This window comes from Desulfobacterales bacterium, assembly GCA_028704555.1.
Classification (GTDB): domain Bacteria; phylum Desulfobacterota; class Desulfobacteria; order Desulfobacterales; family JAQWFD01; genus JAQWFD01.
Genome location: JAQWFD010000033.1, coordinates 18,148 through 36,624, shown reverse-complemented (window position 1 = coordinate 36,624; position 18,477 = coordinate 18,148). Strand labels below are relative to the sequence as shown.

Annotated in this window: 16 protein-coding genes; 5 read left to right on the top strand and 11 right to left on the bottom strand. The window is 49.1% G+C overall.

Annotation, left to right across the window (positions count from 1 at the left end; all coding sequences use genetic code 11):
• Positions 1-264: 264 nt before the first annotated feature.
• Complete coding sequence (gene rnmV, locus PHQ97_12140) at positions 265-834, bottom strand: ribonuclease M5 (protein MDD4393482.1); 570 nt, start codon at positions 832-834, stop codon at positions 265-267.
• A gap of 464 nt (positions 835-1,298) precedes the next feature.
• Between rnmV and PHQ97_12135 the strand changes: the two genes are divergently transcribed.
• A complete protein-coding gene (locus PHQ97_12135) occupies positions 1,299-2,492 on the top strand; it encodes a class I SAM-dependent methyltransferase (protein ID MDD4393481.1) in 1,194 nt (397 codons plus the stop codon).
• 130 nt (positions 2,493-2,622) lie between these two features.
• Here PHQ97_12135 and PHQ97_12130 read toward each other — a convergent pair whose 3' ends face one another.
• The 8 genes from PHQ97_12130 to PHQ97_12095 all read right to left on the bottom strand — a co-directional run bounded on the left by PHQ97_12130 (position 2,623) and on the right by PHQ97_12095 (position 10,574).
• Entirely contained in the window at positions 2,623-2,775 is a 153-nt protein-coding gene (locus tag PHQ97_12130) for a hypothetical protein (protein MDD4393480.1), read from the bottom strand.
• A 30-nt stretch (positions 2,776-2,805) separates the two neighbouring features.
• A complete protein-coding gene (locus PHQ97_12125) occupies positions 2,806-3,615 on the bottom strand; it encodes a hypothetical protein (protein ID MDD4393479.1) in 810 nt (269 codons plus the stop codon).
• A gap of 118 nt (positions 3,616-3,733) precedes the next feature.
• Positions 3,734-4,078 carry a DUF6504 family protein gene (locus PHQ97_12120; protein MDD4393478.1) on the bottom strand — a complete coding sequence of 115 codons (345 nt, stop codon included), beginning with the start codon at positions 4,076-4,078 and terminating at the stop codon, positions 3,734-3,736.
• Positions 4,079-4,085: 7 nt separating this feature from the next.
• Entirely contained in the window at positions 4,086-4,934 is an 849-nt protein-coding gene (locus PHQ97_12115) for an epoxyqueuosine reductase (protein ID MDD4393477.1), read from the bottom strand.
• Between the two features lie 474 nt (positions 4,935-5,408).
• Positions 5,409-5,714: a GNAT family N-acetyltransferase gene (locus PHQ97_12110; protein ID MDD4393476.1), complete on the bottom strand. Its 306-nt coding sequence runs from the start codon at positions 5,712-5,714 to the stop codon at positions 5,409-5,411.
• Positions 5,711-6,097, bottom strand: a complete 387-nt coding sequence (locus tag PHQ97_12105) for a hypothetical protein (GenBank protein MDD4393475.1) — start codon at positions 6,095-6,097, stop codon at positions 5,711-5,713. Before PHQ97_12105 ends, PHQ97_12110 begins: the two co-directional genes overlap by 4 nt.
• A 435-nt stretch (positions 6,098-6,532) precedes the next feature.
• A complete protein-coding gene (locus PHQ97_12100; protein ID MDD4393474.1) occupies positions 6,533-7,078 on the bottom strand; it encodes a DUF1318 domain-containing protein in 546 nt (181 codons plus the stop codon).
• 85 nt (positions 7,079-7,163) lie between these two features.
• Positions 7,164-10,574: a hypothetical protein gene (locus PHQ97_12095; protein ID MDD4393473.1), complete on the bottom strand. Its 3,411-nt coding sequence runs from the start codon at positions 10,572-10,574 to the stop codon at positions 7,164-7,166.
• A gap of 1,294 nt (positions 10,575-11,868) precedes the next feature.
• On the opposite strand from PHQ97_12095, the gene PHQ97_12090 reads away from it, so the two are divergent.
• The 4 genes from PHQ97_12090 to PHQ97_12075 are packed head-to-tail and all read left to right on the top strand — an operon-like array spanning position 11,869 to position 16,082.
• Positions 11,869-12,300, top strand: a complete 432-nt coding sequence (locus PHQ97_12090; protein MDD4393472.1) for an S-adenosylmethionine decarboxylase — start codon at positions 11,869-11,871, stop codon at positions 12,298-12,300.
• A gap of 55 nt (positions 12,301-12,355) precedes the next feature.
• Positions 12,356-13,384 carry a GNAT family N-acetyltransferase gene (locus PHQ97_12085; GenBank protein MDD4393471.1) on the top strand — a complete coding sequence of 343 codons (1,029 nt, stop codon included), beginning with the start codon at positions 12,356-12,358 and terminating at the stop codon, positions 13,382-13,384.
• Positions 13,377-14,708, top strand: coding sequence for an ATP-grasp domain-containing protein (locus PHQ97_12080; GenBank protein MDD4393470.1), 1,332 nt, complete (start codon positions 13,377-13,379; stop codon positions 14,706-14,708). Before PHQ97_12085 ends, PHQ97_12080 begins: the two co-directional genes overlap by 8 nt.
• A 42-nt stretch (positions 14,709-14,750) precedes the next feature.
• On the top strand, positions 14,751-16,082 hold the full coding sequence (locus PHQ97_12075; protein MDD4393469.1) for an alanine racemase: 1,332 nt from the start codon (positions 14,751-14,753) through the stop codon (positions 16,080-16,082).
• A gap of 87 nt (positions 16,083-16,169) precedes the next feature.
• Here PHQ97_12075 and PHQ97_12070 read toward each other — a convergent pair whose 3' ends face one another.
• Complete coding sequence (locus PHQ97_12070) at positions 16,170-17,753, bottom strand: FMN-binding glutamate synthase family protein (protein MDD4393468.1); 1,584 nt, start codon at positions 17,751-17,753, stop codon at positions 16,170-16,172.
• 26 nt (positions 17,754-17,779) lie between these two features.
• Positions 17,780-18,457: a 2Fe-2S iron-sulfur cluster-binding protein gene (locus PHQ97_12065; protein MDD4393467.1), complete on the bottom strand. Its 678-nt coding sequence runs from the start codon at positions 18,455-18,457 to the stop codon at positions 17,780-17,782.
• Positions 18,458-18,477 lie beyond the last annotated feature (20 nt).

Sequence of the window (18,477 nt, the reverse complement as noted above, 5' to 3'; positions counted from 1 at the left end):
GCGGAACGGACTCCGTGACATGATGGCCGCAGTTATGATCAAACCCAAAAATGACTTAAAGTCATAGTCTGTAACCGCACAATAACAATATGATCATTCTTTCAGATGATATAATCAGCTGTTGGATAACCTCACGTCACCCCCCATACGTGACGAACCGACCTCACGAAACGAATATCGATATTACCATGATATGGCCTGCCGGAGAAATATTATTTGATATTTTTCCCGGATATCGCGCAGCAGAAATATTAACCGACATGATTATGATTTAGAAGAAGTTGAGCGGGTGTCCATTTCAGGCAGCGCCTTGACAGCGTTATGAAACTGCTCTTCTGAAATAGCGTAGTGATTGAGTCTGCTCAGCAGTTGCTTGCAGTTTGCGTAGCCTATTCCGAGGATTTTACCTAATGCATCTCTTCGTTTTGAGGAATTCATTCCTCCGACAAGGTTATGTTCAAATAACATGTCGTTGGTAAATACCGGAGATATGGTCTCCATAATACACTTTGCGTTTTCCAGAGCATCCCGGATAATGCCGGGATCGGCATTTTCTATTCCGATATCACTATTTTTGCACGCATCATTTCTGGACACAAATGCGTTCTTACAGCCTTTTATTCGATCATTTATTCGTCTTCTGATCTGCTCCCCGGCATAATCGGGGTCCGTAAAGACAATAACGCCTTTTTTTTCCCGGGCAAATTCAATTTTACGAAAGGTTTCCTTTGATATCTTAAAGCCGCCGGTTATAATAACTTCCGCATCCACAGCCTGTTTCACGGCGCTTTCATCATCTTTTCCTTCAACCACTATGATTTCTTTTATCCTCAAAACACCACCTGTTCACGCAATATTTGCATAATTTTTTTCAGACCCGGTGCCACCTTATTATGTCGTACTCGACATAATAAGTCGCTCAGACATTAAACAGCAGGCAGCAATCCGGATATTCCACAGCTGACAGGGCGTGAAATGTAACGGGTTGTACCAGAAGAGTCAAGCACTGACTTGATACCCCTTATGCCGGTCAATGCCATTTACAAGTTGCAGGGATGAAAATTGGGAGGGAAACGGAAGGCATCGGCAGGGGATAAAAGAAAAGGCAAGGGGCCCGTACGTTGAAAAATATCGCCACACTCGAGATGGCCATCCAGATCACGCAGCAATCATCCTGAAATTCGAAAACTGATTGTAGAACTTATCAGGAGGTGATATTTATCTAACCTCTTTAACAGACAAAAAAACGCAATGTTATTTATCCCCCTGGAGGGCGAGGAAAGAGCAAACAGGTCCACATGACATCCATTATATTAAAGACAAAACGTGAAAAATCACTTCTGAGGCGGCACCCCTGGATATTTTCCGGCGCCGTCAAACAGATTGAAGGCCATCCTGCTCCCGGAGAAACCGTGGATATTCTGTCACCCGATCGCACCCTGCTCGGTCAAGGTGCCTATTCTCCCTCTTCCCAGATGATCGTCCGTGTCTGGACATTTGATCCGGACGAGCCGGTCAACGCCTCTTTTTTTCGTTCCCGACTCGAAAAAGTCATCCAGACCCGAAGGTTTCTATACAGAAACTGCGACTGGAAACATCTTGGCTGCCGTCTGGTCAATTCCGAATCCGACGGGCTTCCCGGCCTGATTGTGGACCGTTACGCCGATTTTCTCGTCTGTCAGTTCCTCACAACCGGTGCCGAATTCTGGAAAGACACCCTCACGGAGCTGCTGAACGAACTGGTTCCAAACCAGGGAATCTATGAACGGTCGGATGCCAACGAACGGAAAAAAGAAGGCCTGGACACGCGAACAGGCCTGATCCTCGGGCAGGAGCCGCCAGATCTGGTGGAAATTCATGAGGCAGGGTATCGTTTTTTCGTAGATATCCGAAACGGCCATAAAACCGGTTTTTACCTGGATCAACGGGTTAATCGGGGCGTCGTGGCCGGGTTTGCCAAAGGAATGGACGTATTGAACTGCTTCGCGTATACTGGCGGATTTGCGGTGGCCGCCCTGAAAGCCGGAGCGGTTCGCGTCGTCAATGTCGATTCATCCGCCGACGCGCTGGCCATTGCCCGTCGGAACATGGAGCTGAACGGTCTGAACCCTGAGCTTGCGCAGAATGAAGAAGGAAATGTGTTCAAGGTGTTACGGACTTATCGCGAACAAAACCGCCAGTTTGACATGATTATCCTCGACCCGCCCAAATTTGCTGACTCCCGAAGCAGCCTGATGCGCGCCGCCCGGGGTTACAAGGATATCAACCTGCTGGCATTCAGGCTCCTGAAGCCCGGAGGACTGCTGATAACGTTTTCATGTTCCGGCCTTGTCAGCCGGGAGCTGTTCCAGAAAATTGTCTCGGACGCCGCCCTGGATGAAAAAAAAGACGCACAAATTTTACAGCGGCTATCCCAGGCCCCGGATCATCCCATCGGCCTGAATTTTCCGGAAGCCGATTATCTCAAAGGCCTGATCTGCAGAATCTGGTAAACCCACCAGGGGCATTCTTTCTGAATTACTGTATTTTTGCAGCTCTTCGGAAATAATTCTTTTACCCGGGCGACGGACTTTTTTTCTGACTCGCTCCCCGAACGGTTGCTGCTGAGCGGCTGCAGTTTGTCTACAATTCAATGCAGCTATCGATCCAATAGATTTTTTCGGTCTCGGCCGCCTTTTTCCGGGCCGAGGATAAAATCTCATCGATTGCCGTATCGATAATACCGTCTTTCCGGTAGCTTCCAACGATCGCCAGTACCTTTATACGGGTATCCACCGGCTGCCCCGGCTGTTTGGTGATGATCCATCATTTAAACAATTGGTTAAAAATATTTTTCACACCATCGCGCACCTCATCAATGGTTGCACCCTTGGCCTCATCCACGGCATCCTTTCCGACATCTGAAGCAGTATCGGCGATGCCGTCGTTATCCGGACGAGCCGCCCCCTCAGACGGAGGAGATTGTGCACGGACCGGTTCGGTTCCTTCAGGAAGATTGAAGTAGCCCGAACCCAGTGACTGCTGTTCAAGCGAAATCAGCGTCAAGTCCGTTCCGAAACGAAGAAAACCACCATAACCGCCTTCTCTGGCCTCTTTTGTAACCTGATCCATTGCGCGGGACATTTCCGGTCCCACGAGACGCCCCATGCCTGAGGCGACTGCCATCCAGGCTTCATTCACGCGGACGATATCCTGATGTTTGCAAAAAACCGTCTCACTCTGCTCGAGGACTTTGCCGGATGCATCGCGCACCTCAGCGATATAAACCGTTCCCTTATACCCGGCAACCGTCTCTGTTCGCCCCGTGGATTTATACGTCCCCAGGCGCTCTTCAATCTGTGCTGCAGCCTGCCCGTCGAACATCTTCATCATCCCGGACATTTCATCCATGTCCATGGCGCTCCATTGTCCCTCCTGTCTGGAGACCATATACACTTTCTGTCCGGATAACAGCATATAGCTGTCCGGCGCCATATCCAGCCTGATGTGCTTCAAATCCCTCATGGAAAGAGTCGTGATGCTGCCGTCAGTCTGCCTCCATTTTGAAACGATATCCCCTGCAGATACAGACAGGGGCCAAACCAAAACAAGAAGTACCAGAATCAAACGTTTCATGTTTTCACCTCATTCAGGTTAAGGGCCGCTAAAAACAGTGGTTCTGCCAGCATATCTTATGCCTATCGATTTTTATCAAAGCCATTATGACCACTGTTACTTTCACAAAGACATTTTGTCAAGAAAGAGAACCGGGCTGATCCGGTTTTACTTCCAGGCTGAACAGCCACCATCTCTCAGGCTTTCGACCTCCACGGGGCTGCCTGTCGAAATAAATTTTCATGGTCTCACCGCAGGTCGTGATCACCTCGAACCAGTGCTTGCGTACATACATCTCGGGGCTTCCGTGGCGACACCTGCCGGTTTCCCGCCAGGTGCTCAGGACAGCCGCAATCTCAATTATTCGTCCCCGCCAGAGAAACTTACACGGAAGCCCGGGTTCCCCGGCTGCCATTTGCAACGTGTCACACGTATCGCATACGGGTTTGATGGTTTCACTGATAAATTCTCCGGCCATGGCCATCTGATGTTCACCTCTTCACAGGGATTTTTGACTCGCACGGCACGCCCACCTGACACAGCCCGCAGGGGGTCGCCTCAACGCCCAGTTCCTTTTTCACATACGGGGCGGTCACCTTTCGGATATAATTCATACACTTTTGCTTATCATGTCCGGCTTCGGATATGGCCCCGGCCGGGCACCGGTTGATACAGCTCACACAGGTTCCAGTGGAATAAAACAGGCAATAGGCATGAAGGTCAGAATAAGGTCTCGGGGTGGATTCAATATCAACGGCGGCAACAACAGATCCGATCCGTACGGCTTTGCCTTTCGGAGTAATCAGCCCGTCACAGAGGCCAAAGGTTCCCAGGCCGCACGCATGGGCTGCATGACGTTCGGACCAGTTGGAGGCAATCCCGCAGGTTTCGGATTGGGTGACGCTCCAGTGAGGAGAGAGCAGCGGAGATATGGCGGCTATCCCCGATTCTCTCAACCAGGCCTGCACATGTTCACGAAGGGAGTGGTTAGCCGCTTCACCATAATAGCGGTTCTGACTCCACAGACGCCCCGGAAGCTCCCGGCACTTTCGTTGTTCGTCACGGGTCGCCTTTGTCTGAGGCAGTATCCAGGTGATAACCGACAGGTTCTGCGGTGAAAATTCTGTCTCCGGATACTCAAGCTGAAGAATTTCCAAAGGGGTCCAGTAAAAAGGTCCGATGTGCTGTTTAAATTCCTCAAGCAGCGGATCATCCCCCCGGCAAAAACCGACCAGCGGGGTGTCAAACGCGGGAGAATCGCTATTCGGTGCGATACGATTGTTTTTCGGATCGTTCATGAAATCTTCGATCAGTTTTGTTACTCGAGCGCGGGTATTCATATTTCCCTTTCGATTCCTTTTTTCTTTTTCGCAAAAAGCCAATGCGCATCAGGTCCATCAACCGAAGCAATTCCAGGGCCAAATTTCAATATTCACTGACACAATGTGTCTACCATACCAGGGGTCAGCATCGCTCTAAAATTCTCAATCTCTGAGCGTGCCCCGTTTGCCATAAACTCAACAGTAAACGGCAGATGGGAATATGATTTTGGGGCTTGATCATAACTGCGGCCATATTTTGCTGTGCGCAGCCTTGAAGTCCCGCCCGTTGCCGGCGTACGACATGGCGCGAGCCGGGGAAAAGATGTCGGGACCATGAAGCGTTAAGAAGCGCAAACTGTTTGAGGCTTGCCGAGTTTTTGCGCTTTAGCTTCATGGGCCCGGCATCCCCCGGATCGTGCTGGAGAAGCCGGCAATGGGCGGGACGGGCCCCGTGACATGGTGGCCGCAGTTATGATCAAGCCCTGATTTTGTTTACTGCGAAACAAAGCCGAACTTCCGGTACCAGTGTTTCAGAGACACATCTTCGCCAATCACGCCGATTCCCACGCACTTCAGCCCCAAGCCGGTTGCCACAGACATAACGTGACGGGCCAGCGCTTTGCCGCATCCGCTTCTCCGATATGCCGGCAACACGGCAAGCCGTTCCATATCGCACTGTGTTTTATCGGCTTTCTCAAACGCAACGCAGCCGGCAGCAACCCCGTTTTTTCCCAGAACATAATACGACGTCACTCCCCGGACAAAATCATCCTCTATCCATTGATCCGTGCAATTCAAGCGGTGATCAACACCTCCCTGACAGTATCCGGATGTTCACGATCGTGTTCCTGTGTATTGAATGCGACCCAAATGGCAGACCGGCTGCCGGTATTCTGGATTGCATGCGCCACCCCGGGCCGAAATACAAATTGATATGCCTGATCCTGCGGGACCACTATATCCCTGAGCGCATTGCCTTCACGGAAGCGGACCAGGGCAGGACCCATGACCGTGATCGTTTCGGTTCCGATCCGATGACAGTGATTGCCACGGACGGCTCCGGGCAGGGTTACCACCAGATGAACATTTCGCTGAGACGTAATGGCGGCGGGCTTAAGGGGTTCGAAAACGCAGCCTCTTTCATCGGAAATTATATGAACCCTTTCAACAGATACGGGCATGATATTATCTCCTGCGTAGAATGGGCAAGGCAAAGCGTGTCCAGCCATTCAGGATGCATCGGCACTTATGATGTGAAGTCATTTTTGCGCGGGTACTCATGTTAAATCCCTCGGATGATCCCATGGTACAAAATTCCGGCGCATCAAATCTGGCTGATCTGAGCATAATTTTTCGAATAGCGCAAACAGGAAAATCGTTAAAGTTATTTAAAAATTCGTACAAACAATTTTTGGCGCGATGTTGACAGTCCGGCATTTCACCTGCCACTGAAAAGTATCGCAACAACCTGTTATTTGGGATCAATTAACCAACCCGGTTTTATGGGCTACTCCGGTCGGACGACCCTCACCCCGTTTTTTCTTTAAAAAAAAGCCCCCTTGCCGGAGGCTTATTAATTAAAGCACAAATTGCACCTGAATTTTCTTATAAATATTTTAACGCACGGGTTTCTGCCATTCTCCGGCAAAAATTTCTGCGATTCGAACGATCTGGCTATCATCTATCTTCAAGGCATGGGCCACCTCGACATATAACGTTTTCCGATCCCTGTTTTCGGCATCCACAAGACCACTGAGATCTCTTTTTTCCAAAAGGTTCAATCCGCCGGTTCCCGCTACGGAAAGATAGCCGTCACCGCCTTCTTTCAGAAGCCCTTTCTGGTAATAGGGTTTCAAACTTTTAAAACGGTCCTTCATTTTCTCTTTCAGGGCGCGAATGGTGGGATTGGAAACATCGGTCACCTCATCAGCCCAGGCATTTGATGAAAATAACGCAAATTTGATATCAGAAAAAAAGCCTTCATCTTTTTTGGATTGCTTATCATTCTGAGGCACTTTCTGGCCTCTGATATCATCTACGATATCCCCGGCAACGGATTCAACTTTTTCTGCCGGAAAATAGATATTGATGGTTACGCAGGCAAATAAGCCTGCCAGCAAGACTGCCGTCATGGTGAATAAAAACTTGGGACGTCTCTTCATTTTAAATTCCCTCCATCATTTGGGGATAGATCATATTTTTGTACATGTGCCTGCGACAACCTGTCCGAAAATATGATCGGACCCGTTATTTAACAACAGGGCCTCCCTTTTGTGAAATCCTTTTTATTCTTTTAACCATATCCTTGAAACTGGTACGGTTATCCGGATTTTGATTTACAACATTTACTCCTGAAAAACCACCTCTTTTTATTAGGTATTCTGTCCCCCCTTCCTTGATGGTGCCATTGATGGTAAACAGATCGTTTTCAAGACCGGCCCGGATGCCGATCTTTTCGTAAGGAAACTTTTTGAATAAGGACGCAAAGCCACCCGCAAGGCCCATAAAGGGGCTCTGTCCCCCGCCGATTTGGGCAATGTTGTCGATGGCTTTAACGCTGATCCTTTGGGGCACACCCTTTTTTCCCATCGTTTCCAGCAAAAGCTTAAACTTCTGGAGTTGCCCATCGGCGATCTCAACATCACGGATATATCCTTCCAGGACGCCCTCTATCTTTCCAAAGGGGGTGTCTGTCGTTATTTCCGAAAGGAGAAGATTCTCCCACTGCCCATCGATCTTGAAAACCGGAGCAGGTGTAAAAATTCCGGAAGCGCCAAGGCGGGAAAACACAACCCGGCCGCCAAACACCTCTGCGGTAACCTCTCCATCACTGGTAACGGCATGTGCGTTGTATCGGACCGGATCCAGTATACCGGAAAAGCTGCCCGTCAATGGATGCGGCCAAACCCCGGATAAAAAGGGCTGAAGTTTTATCCCGTCAAACGACAGGCTGGTGTGAATGGCAAGCTCGGGGCTAAAGAGCGCTTCAACCAGAACGGGTCCTATGCGAAAATCCCCGCCGGGCGTCCTGATTTCAGTCGGGGATTCGACAGATATCCGGTTGGGGCTGACAAATAAAGCCATGTTTAAAGGCTGTTCGGGCAGCAGGGGTACCGTTACGGATTGAACCGCGAACCTGCCCTTGAGAGGTTCAACCGGAGCACTGCTCAAAGCGGTTTTGTACCAGACCGGCAGATCGAGGTAAATGCCCTTTAGAGAAATATTATTTTCTTCTGAAAGCAAGTTTCCCTCCTGCCAGACAAAACGTCCCGCAGCCTGCCACGAATTGTCAAATTCATTGATTCTGAACGTTGCCGATACGGTTCCTTCTGTTTCAAGGGTTGAGAGGAAGGGCTTTTCGGTCTTATAGGGCTCTCTCAAAAAATGCTCAAAAATCGGTTTGATGGATACCGGCGGCATGCTCACTGTAAAATCGGTATGACCCGTCAAAGGTTCCGGGTTAAAGCGTCCCTTGATTTCAAGGGGCAGAATGTCCGTAAGCTCGAAACTGAGCCTGGAAAGCTGCAGATATTTCTTTTGAATATGGTAGTATCCGTTACCGGCCGTGATCAAGGGATTTTTTTCCAGATTCAGATAATACCGGTCAAAAAGGGCTTCCCCCTCCCGGGCGTTTAATGATGCAGCAAGTATCAGCTCAGAGTTATTTAAATCCAGGACACTGTCCATATCCATGTCAAGGGAGATGTTTTCTCCCATGTTGCTCCCGTCTTTGTTTTGAAAGACCAGTTTTTCAACAGACAGCGTTGATCGCAACGACCAGATTCCATTGTCTTTTTCCACAACGTTGATTTGAAAAGAATCGCGAGCATTAAAGGCCCAACCCGAAGGAATCAGCCCGTTTGAATCGGCCAGATGAAAAAAATCGGTCTCCCGGCCTTTAACCGAAAGGGTTAACTTGTTTTCCTTCAGGGAGCCGTTTATTAAAAGATTTTTCAACCCGGAAGCATCGAATTTTGACTCTGAAATTGCGATTGTTTTTTTTTCTGCATCTACCCTGCCTTCGGGAATATGGATACGAATATCCCTCATCAGAATATTTCGGGACGTGAGATTAATTTTTGCCTGAGGCATATGAATTGCTGCATCTTTAATATCGATGAGCGGATACTGCATGGAGAGTGAAAAATCCATCCGGAAAGGGTCTAACGCCAGGGTCCGGGTCGAGAAAACATTATTGTCCCCCTGTATTTCGGCCGAAACAGTGACGTCCGGAAAACGCCCTTTGGCTTTTATTACGGCAGAGACCAGGCCCTTGAATTTTGCCGCTTTATGGAAAAAAGCAAACCGGTTTTTCTTTAGACGGGATATAAAATCGCATTCCCAAACCCATTGATCGGATTCTTTTGTACCCAGCAGGTCCCCCTGAGCAGATACAAGGCCTTGAAACGTTAACGGTTGCAGAGACTGCTGAACCGCCGGGGGAAGAAAATAAAAACCCTTTTCAGACAAAATTGAAGCATTTGCTATCTTCAGCCGGATCGAGCCTTTCCGGCCGGGCTTGACCAGAAAGTCCCCTTCCATATTTATGATATCCGAAGCTACCAGATAAAATTGCTCCAGGCCAGCCTGACGGGTGTTCAAATTAAAGCGGGCTTTTGCCTTAAATTCGAGATCAAGGTAAGATTGCAGCGGATCTGTTTTATCTTTAAAGCGCAGGCCGCCGATGTTGATTTTTAGACGGGCAAACTCGATTTCTCCCTTATCCATGTCACAGATGGCGGGCCCGGTTTCCAAATTGATGGTTTTTGCGCCACTTACAGCGACAGGAAACAACCCCGTTTTGGCGCTGTAAGCATCTAAAGCGATTGAATTCCCATTGATTCTCAAATTTTCAAGACAAAGTTTTTTATCCGCCCAGGAATATGAAAATCGTGAAAAAACGTCCATCCGGCCGATCCCCACGTCCGGGCTTTGAAGCGTCATGCTGCGGGATTCAAGCATTCCATCTATTTTATGATCGAGCGGGTCAAAAACCGCATCCGAATGGACCGTGACATCAGGCGCGATGAACCGGATTTTTTGAGAAGGAGTGCTGACCTTCAACGCACAGGATAAAATAAGGGGCTTGCCGGCCCCGGCTTTAACCCGGATATTTTCGGCCCGGACGGTTTGAGCGCCGATCATTGACGATATGCGTCCGTCTGTAATTTCTCCGGACTGGAAACGGATGTCCTTAAATAAAAAGACACCAAAAAGGCGCCGAAACAGCTGGGACAGAAAAGAAGATTTACCCTTCTCCGGTCTGGCGATCTTTGATAATGCGAAGGGTCCGGAAAAAAGAGCGAGGTTAAAACCGTTGATCTGAATATCTTCGAGAAAAAGAGAGCGTTGACCGAATGGACCTTTAACCGCCATGTCTGCCTTGACGAAACCGATCTCCATCGAAAATTTTTCTTGCGGTTTCAGTGGGTTAAAACGTATATTCGTTACTTCGATACTGATGGGTTCAAAAGAATAAGAGAGGCTCTCCATGGTGCAGGTTGAACCGGAGTAGGCAGAAAGGGATCTTTCTAAAACGGGTTTGATCCGCTCCGGGTGATAATAAAGATAACTCCCGATACCCAAAATGGAAAGTATAACAAAAAGACAGCTGATGCCCAGAACCAGAAAAACTTTTTTCGGGAAGGTCATCGCCATCGACTTTATCCTTTTCTAATTCATCCGACAGAGACTATACAAGTTTTGACCCGGTCAAATAAAAATGAACATTTTTGTGCGGCTTTTTTTCAGAAGCCACAGTTCCTCATTTTTTTAGGCGAACATAACCCAGGCAGGAATGAGGCCTGACAGATCCAATCAATTCAATGGGTCCGGCGCTGTCGTTATTGCAATTTTTGATGCGGCCACAATTTCACCTCCGGTATGAGCATATTGGGCTTGATCATAACTGCGGCCATATTTTGCTGTGCGTAGCCTCTGAGTCCCGCCCGTTGCCGGCTTCTCCAGCACGATCCGGGGGATGCCGGGCCCATGAAGCTAAAGCGCAAAAACTCGGCACGCCTCAAACAGTTTGCGCTTCTTAACGCTTCATGGCCCCGACATCTTTTCCCCGGATCGTGCCATGTCGTACGCCGGCAACGGGCGGGACGGGCCCCGTGACATTGTGGCCGCAGTTATGATCAAGCCCAGCATATTTCATGCCCATGGTTTTTTCAAGAGCTTTCTATGCAGGGTTAAAAGCTATAACCATCCTAAATTAAAACATTTTTTCCGTTTAAAACGGATTTAATTCTGTGCTATATCTCTACAAATCTTTACAAAAGATATTGTATATTGCCACACGCAAAGCCATTGAAAAAAAGCAAAAAGAGCCGGGTAAAATCAGCGGCATCATCAACTTTCACTGCATGTTAAGAACCCTGAAGCCCGAAGCAAAAAATCAAACCGAAGCCTATGTCCAGATTTTCTCCGATTCTTTAAAAAACATTTGCCAGTTCCACCATGCATTGGACAATTTGATTAATCACTCAAATTTTCAAATTTTTGAAAAATATGCATTTTATTTCAAAGGCGGCTGTCCCGGAAGATGAAAAAAAGAACATCTAGTTCCGCAAAACCCGATAGTTGGAATTCAGAGTTCTTTATTTTAATTAAATAACCATTACAGGTCGTTGAGGCAGTATTACTTCCATTTTACTTCCCATCGGCCCCGATAAAAATATCAGCCCGGATTTTAACGGAATTTTTTATTCCGATCACCGCGCAGGGCAGGCTTGAAACCGCCTGTCCTGAAAGGATATCCGACGGTGGCACCCGTTTTGCTTTGAGCGGGTAACCGGATTCATATCCGGTACTTTCATTGGAATGGATTATTCGTCAATAGAAAAGAGATGCTTGTCCTCGCGATATGAACCTGTTTTTTTTGGCTTTTCAGCTACAAGCTTTCAGCATCTTTTTACATACCACGCCAGATTTTTAAGGAGACTGTAGAGTGAAGCAATTTCTTTCTTGCGTTGAGCTCGAATCCCGCCAGCGGTTTTGCCAATCCGCAGAAAAAGCCGTTTCGCCAGCCCGTCCATGGGGTCTGCTGAGCAGTATTGATTTATATGAGTGTGACCCCGACACTATCCGAAGTGGCGCAAAAATCAAAGCGTTTGTTGTCGAACTGTGCGATTTGATTCAAATGAAACGCTTTGGCGAAACCCAGGTGGTTCATTTCGGGGAAGATGAACGGATTGCCGGTTATTCAATGGTACAGTTAATTGAAACCTCTCTGATTTCCGGGCACTTTGCAAACCTTACCAATACGGCCTATATCGATGTATTCAGCTGCAAAACCTATGACCCGGATGTTGTGGTGGATTTTTCAAAATCTTTTTTCAAGGCACAACGTTTCTGTACCCATATTGTTAACCGTATATGATCAAAGGCCCTGATTTCTTTGTTACAACGTATCAGAAAGAAGATACACAGGTATTATGGAAAATTTTTTTATTACCGATCTGGAGGAATGTGGCAAACTATGGGAAACGCTGATCCGGCCGCAAACAATTTCGGATGAATGGGAGTTTCGCCTCTGTTTTCACCGCCATTTTAATCATAAGCCCTGCTTTCTGCTGTTCAAAGACCAGGACGGAATTGCCGGGCTTGTTCCCCTGTCCTATAATACAAAACGCGAGCAGTATGTCTTTTTTCCCGGCGAGGTGTGGAACGGAAAAACATGGCTTGAACGAACACCGGTTTTTGTGAGAAGACCGGAAATGTTCAAATATATCTTCAGCAATTGTCCAAAAGGATCTTACCTGCGTTACATCCAGCCTCCCCAGTCCAGCGGGGCTCACGAACTTGAGATTGATGAAACCGGCTATTGCCTTTATCCTCCACGGCTGGGATATGACATCCAGTCCTATTTTGACCGATTTTCAAATAAAAAGCGCAAAGCCATCATGAAAACGATTCAACTTCTGATAGGATCTTCCAGCCGATATCATCTGAACCGACTGGAAGATTTTGAAGCGCTTGTGGAAATGAACATCCAGAGTTTCGGATCAAATTCATACCTGTATGACCAGCGGTTCAAAAACGCGTTCAGAGATGTCATGCACCTGTTACACGCGAAAGGCATGCTCAGGCTGGTAAGTCTGGAAATAAACGGAAAACTGGCGGCAATCGATCTGGGGGCATTGTACAAAGACACCTATACGGTATTTCTGGGAGGAACCCGCACCGATATGCCCGGCGTGGCTAAAGTCATCAACCTGAATCATATTGAATTTGCCTTCAGCCATAAAATTTCAAAGCTTGATTTTCTCTGCGGAGATTTCAAATGGAAAACATTGTGGCATCTGGATCCGGAGCCACTGTACCTGTTTAAGACTCCGAAAACTCATTCTCATTGTACTGCAGACCTTCCGCATATTCCCATCCCGGCATTGCGTGAATATGCCGAAACGGTTAATCTTCATGCGCCGGAAGCCCATTTCAGCAATCGAGTTTCAAATGTCTGATAAACGTGTTTTAATAGTAGGCACCACCCCGGATTATGTCGTCAGAATTTTCAATAAAAGACCTGACCGTGTCTGTTTTTTAATGGACCAGGCCTATCGATGGGATTTTACACTCAATGCCGCAGATCCGGACTATTTATGCTTTACGGACCTGGAACAATTTGACTTTGCCGAACGATCGATCCGTAAACATTTTCAGCGTTTCGGCATAACCCCGGACGGCATCGCCTGTTTTGACTGTGAGTCCCTTCTGCTTGCAGGCTTTCTGGCCGTGAATATGGGGCTTCCTTTTCCTGAACTTCAGGCAATAGCCCTGGCAAGAGATAAATTCAAGGCCAGAACCATCTGGAAGCAGGCAGGCATTTTCTCACCCCTTGCCGCCCTTTCTTCACTTCTGGACGAAACCCTTACCTTTTTCAGAACGACAGGGGCGCAGGATGTCGTTTTAAAACCCATATCGGCCAGTGGAAGTGAGCTGGTATTTCATTGCACAACGGAATCTGAAGTTAAAACGGATGTCAATATCATGATTGAGAGCCTTGCCGAAAGACAGGCCAACCGGCTTTTCAAATCGGTATGCATCGAGGACTCCGATCTGCCGGTATCAGATCCCTGCAAAACATGGATTGTAGAGCAGTTTGTTTCCGGTCCCGAATTCAGCTGTGATTTCATTCTTGAAGACAACCGGATTTATCTGATCCGGACGACCGAAAAGGTCATGGCGCCGAATCAGACATTCGGCTCCGTGCTTGCCTATATCGTACCACCGTCATACCCGGAAGGATTTTCCCCGGATCAGTTACCCGATGTACTGAAAACCGCAGCGACTTCTCTGGGATTTACGCGCGGATATTTCATGGCTGATCTTATCATCCATAACGACCGGCCAGTCATCATTGAAATGACGCCCAGACCCGGGGGCGACTCGATTCCGGACCTGATCGAAGCGGCCACCGGCTTTGACATCATCGGCGCGTATCTGGATCTGGTATGCGCAAAGCTGAAACTTCCTGTCCGGGTGCCCCGGCCTGATAAAACCGTTGCCAGCATCAATCTGTATGCTGAATCGGACGGGCTGATTGCTCATCTGGATGCAAACAGAATCCATTCACTGCCCTGGGTCAAATCGGTGCATTTAAAAAAGGAGGCCGGGGATATTATCACCTTCCCTCCGCAGGATTATGATAACAGACTCATCGGTTACTGCATCATTTCCTTACCCGAAGATGAGGATATGAATTGTATCGCCAAAACCCTGATGAGCCATGTGAATATTATCACCAACAAATCATACCAGTGGACCACATCTTCGGACAATGTCTGACGGATTCAGGCATTGTTCATCAACTTCCGACAGGGCATTGAGATGCTGAATTTAATTTTTAAAACCTTTGACCTGATGAAACATCGGGCCCGGCCGCTGCCCCGCTGCCTCGTTCAGACCTATGTAAAGGGCATACTGAAAAAACAAACTGCCCTGCTTGACAGCGCCGGTAAATTCGGCACTCCCCAGTATTTTTTTGATGAACCTGCTCTTTCTCAGCGGCTGGAGCAATTTAAAGCAACCGTTTCACGATATTTTGACAGCTCCCGGATCTATTACGCCGTCAAAAGCAATCCATATCACGGAATCCTGAGAAAGGTTCTCGACAACGGCATGGGGCTTGACGTCTCCAGCGGCGCCGAGCTTTCCCTGGCCCTGTCGCTGCACGCCGGTGAGATTATATTCAGCGGCCCGGGCAAGACATTTGAAGAACTGTCACTGGCTGTGGACCATCATGACCGGGTTATGCTGCTTGTGGACAGTTTCGGTGAACTACGGAGGCTTTCTCTGGTTATCCGCCAAAAAGAGCTGAGCCGCAATGCCGTCAGGATAGGCGTCCGCGTCAGAAGTGCCGGGCAGGGCATCTGGAACCGGTTCGGAATTCCCGTAAATGACCTCAAAGCTTTTCTGGAAAAAGCCAGTGCTCTCGGCCATATTCAAGTATACGGCCTTCAGTTTCATACCAGCTGGAATCTGAATCCGGAGGCTCAAATCAGAATGCTCGATGAAATCAACCGGTATGTCAAAACCCGGCTCCCGGCCGGGTTGACCTCATCTCTGCGTTTTCTGGATATCGGGGGAGGATACTGGCCGGAGCAGGGCGAGTGGCTCAATTCAAGGAATACGGTCTGCGGGCAGCTGACACAGGTACTGGACCCGGGATACCGGTTCGACACGCGGCATTATTACCGGCAGGCAACCCCTCTGGACAGCTTCATGAAACACCTCTCCGATCATTTGAACCGACTGGGTCCGCCGATGTCCGCGATGGAAATCCGGATGGAACCCGGTCGCTGGATCGCCACACCGGCCATGCACATTCTGCTTCGGGTCGTGGACAAAAAAGATTACCGCAATGTCGTCACGGACGGCGGCACCGGCATGCTGGGGTGGGAACGGCCCATGAGCGAATATATTCCGGTGATCAATCTGACCCGCCCGTACCTGAATGAAATTCCCCTGCATATTTCCGGCAGTCTGTGCACCCCGCTGGACATGTGGGGCTGGTCCATATTCGGAAAATCGGCCGAACCCGGCGATATTCTGGTCGTTCCGGATCAGGGGGCCTATACCTACACTCTCCGGCAGGCATTTATCAAACCGCTTTCAAAGGTTATCCGTTACGACGGCAAAACGACTGAAGAAACCGGATAAATCGCTGAGAAAATATTCAGGGGCTGCCAGATAGAAACTGTCTTCCCCGGAGCCCATGCCGCGCCCCGGGGAAGATACATCCTTTCATCAGTTATCGAGGATATTTAACGCCGCTTCCTTGTCCGCATCCATGATATATTTGATGCCGCTGATCCGGGCCGCATCCGGTGTGATCGCGGCCAGATCGCTCCGGCTGATATACTCGGTAGAAAACTTTCTGCTGCCTGCCATAATCTGGCTCAGGCCCTGGCTGAGACGCTCGTAATAGGTGTACAGGCCCAAAGCGCCGGTGGGCAGCTTTTCAAACTCCTTATCGCCAAGCTCTTTTCGAAGGGAGGCGGCCGTCACAAAGATCTCATCCTTTGAATTGCCGAACCGTTCGATATACACAGGCACCTGGTGGTCATCGATGGTGCGGCCGATGGTTTTACCCACCATTGCCGCGGCAATCGGACCACGGGCCATACCGATGAGCTTTACAAATGGCGCGCCCATTGCAAGGCCCTTGAATATCTGGTCCTCAAAGGCAAAGCCCCCGGCCAGTGTCAGGGCCGGCACATATTCACCTTTTCCGGCCAGATGGGCTGCATACTGGATCAGAAGAGAATGCAGTTCCACCGGCGGAACCCCCCATTCATTCATCATTCTCCACGGACTCATTCCCGTTCCCCCGCCTGCGCCATCAACCGTGAGCAGATCGAGTTTGTATTTGGAAGAAAAAGACAGCGCCCGGGCAAGATCAACCGGCCGGTATGCGCCTGTTTTAAGAAATATATACTTTGCCCCTGCCGCCCGGAGCTCTTCGATCCGCTGTGCAAAAGATTCTTCGGAAACCATGCCGACGCGGGAATGACGCTCAAACTCCTTGAAGGAACCGCGCTCAAAGGATTTGATCACATTTTCGTCAAATGGATCCGGCAGAACAATATAACCCCGTCGGGAAAGCATCTGGGCCTTTTTCAAATCCCGGATCTTGACTTCGCCGCCGATATCCTTGGCGCCCTGCCCCCATTTGAGTTCAACGCACTCCACACCGAGTTTTTCGATGGCATACTCCTGTGCGCCAAGACGGGTATCCTCGATATTGGCCTGTACGATGATGGCCCCGTAACCGTCACGCTGGTGGTCCTGATAGAGTTTTACTCTGCGCTTGAGGTCAACGGTATCCACTACCCGCCCATCTTTCAGTACGGACTCCGGGTCCATTCCCACGACATTTTCCCCGATGGTCAGCCCCGTTCCCATGAGGGCTGAGCCGATGGCAAGGCCCTCCCAGTTGTTCTTGGCGATAGCGGTGGACCCGATGCCGGGAATTATCCAGGGGCAGCGGAATTTTATGCCATCATCCTTACCAAACGTAACGTTCAGGTTCACGTTCGGAAATATGGCCTTATCGCTGTCTGCCTCTATGCCGTGAGCCCCTGTACAGCTCCCCATGATATTGAAATGTGAATAATCGACAGGATAACGTTTCTGACCGGCTGTGGTGATCACACCGAACGGTTGGGGATAGATGACCTCGTGCCCCCGGTAAGCGGATTTGCCGATTTCGCACATCCCGATACAACCATCCACGCAGGTGGTACACATGCCCGAAGTCGGCACAACGGAATCTTCTGTCCTGTTTTTCGTAAGCGTTGCAGCTGAAGCATTTACTTTAGAAACTATCATATTCTTTTTTACTCCTTTATGACTTGTTAATTATCTCCTATCTCACAGGCGGCACATGGGGACAAATAGCACATGAGGTCATTGTACTGATCCTTTTGAATGCATGGGGCACTCAGATTTGCACATGCATTGCAGATGGCCTTGTCCGGTTCGTTATACGTGCACCGGAGCTGGCATGCCGGACAAATATACATGCAGGCACCACAGAGCCTGCATGTATCGGACTGCACATCAAAAGGGGTGCCGATGCTGCGCTTTTCGCCGCGACCGCGAAACCCGATGGCCTTGGCCACCATCTGCTCGGAACACATCCGCACGCACAGCCCGCAGAGTATGCAATCCTCGTACTCCTGCCTGAAACGCTGCTGCCGAACCCCATAGGCAGACGCCAGATCCTGAATGGTCTTTGACTGGGGGCACGATGCCAGAAGCAGTTCAATGATCATCTTGCGGGCATTTACTACTCTCTGAGATCCTGTTCTGACCTTGAGGCCCTCCTCTACCGGATACGTACAGGAAGAAACCAGTTTTGATTTCGGTTCTTCCCCGATTTCTACAACACAGAGCCGACAGGCCCCATAGGGGGAAAGCCCGTCATCATGGCACAGCGTGGGTATGGGAAAACCGAGAAACCGTGCCGCTTCCAGAATGGTCATTCCCTTCTCGACACTGACCTCCAAGCCGTTAATCGTCAGGGTAATCATATAGTTACCTCTTATCCTCG

Coding starts and splice junctions, on each gene's coding strand:
- PHQ97_12075 (MDD4393469.1), top strand. CDS start 14,751: ATGCTGAATTTAATTTTTAAAACCTTTGACCTGATGAAACATCGGGCC.
- PHQ97_12100 (MDD4393474.1), bottom strand. CDS start 7,078: ATGAAGAGACGTCCCAAGTTTTTATTCACCATGACGGCAGTCTTGCTG.
- PHQ97_12085 (MDD4393471.1), top strand. CDS start 12,356: ATGGAAAATTTTTTTATTACCGATCTGGAGGAATGTGGCAAACTATGG.
- PHQ97_12115 (MDD4393477.1), bottom strand. CDS start 4,934: ATGAATACCCGCGCTCGAGTAACAAAACTGATCGAAGATTTCATGAAC.
- PHQ97_12135 (MDD4393481.1), top strand. CDS start 1,299: ATGACATCCATTATATTAAAGACAAAACGTGAAAAATCACTTCTGAGG.
- PHQ97_12105 (MDD4393475.1), bottom strand. CDS start 6,097: ATGCCCGTATCTGTTGAAAGGGTTCATATAATTTCCGATGAAAGAGGC.
- PHQ97_12125 (MDD4393479.1), bottom strand. CDS start 3,615: ATGAAACGTTTGATTCTGGTACTTCTTGTTTTGGTTTGGCCCCTGTCT.
- PHQ97_12065 (MDD4393467.1), bottom strand. CDS start 18,457: ATGATTACCCTGACGATTAACGGCTTGGAGGTCAGTGTCGAGAAGGGA.
- PHQ97_12080 (MDD4393470.1), top strand. CDS start 13,377: ATGTCTGATAAACGTGTTTTAATAGTAGGCACCACCCCGGATTATGTC.
- PHQ97_12120 (MDD4393478.1), bottom strand. CDS start 4,078: ATGGCCATGGCCGGAGAATTTATCAGTGAAACCATCAAACCCGTATGC.
- PHQ97_12095 (MDD4393473.1), bottom strand. CDS start 10,574: ATGGCGATGACCTTCCCGAAAAAAGTTTTTCTGGTTCTGGGCATCAGC.
- PHQ97_12070 (MDD4393468.1), bottom strand. CDS start 17,753: ATGATAGTTTCTAAAGTAAATGCTTCAGCTGCAACGCTTACGAAAAAC.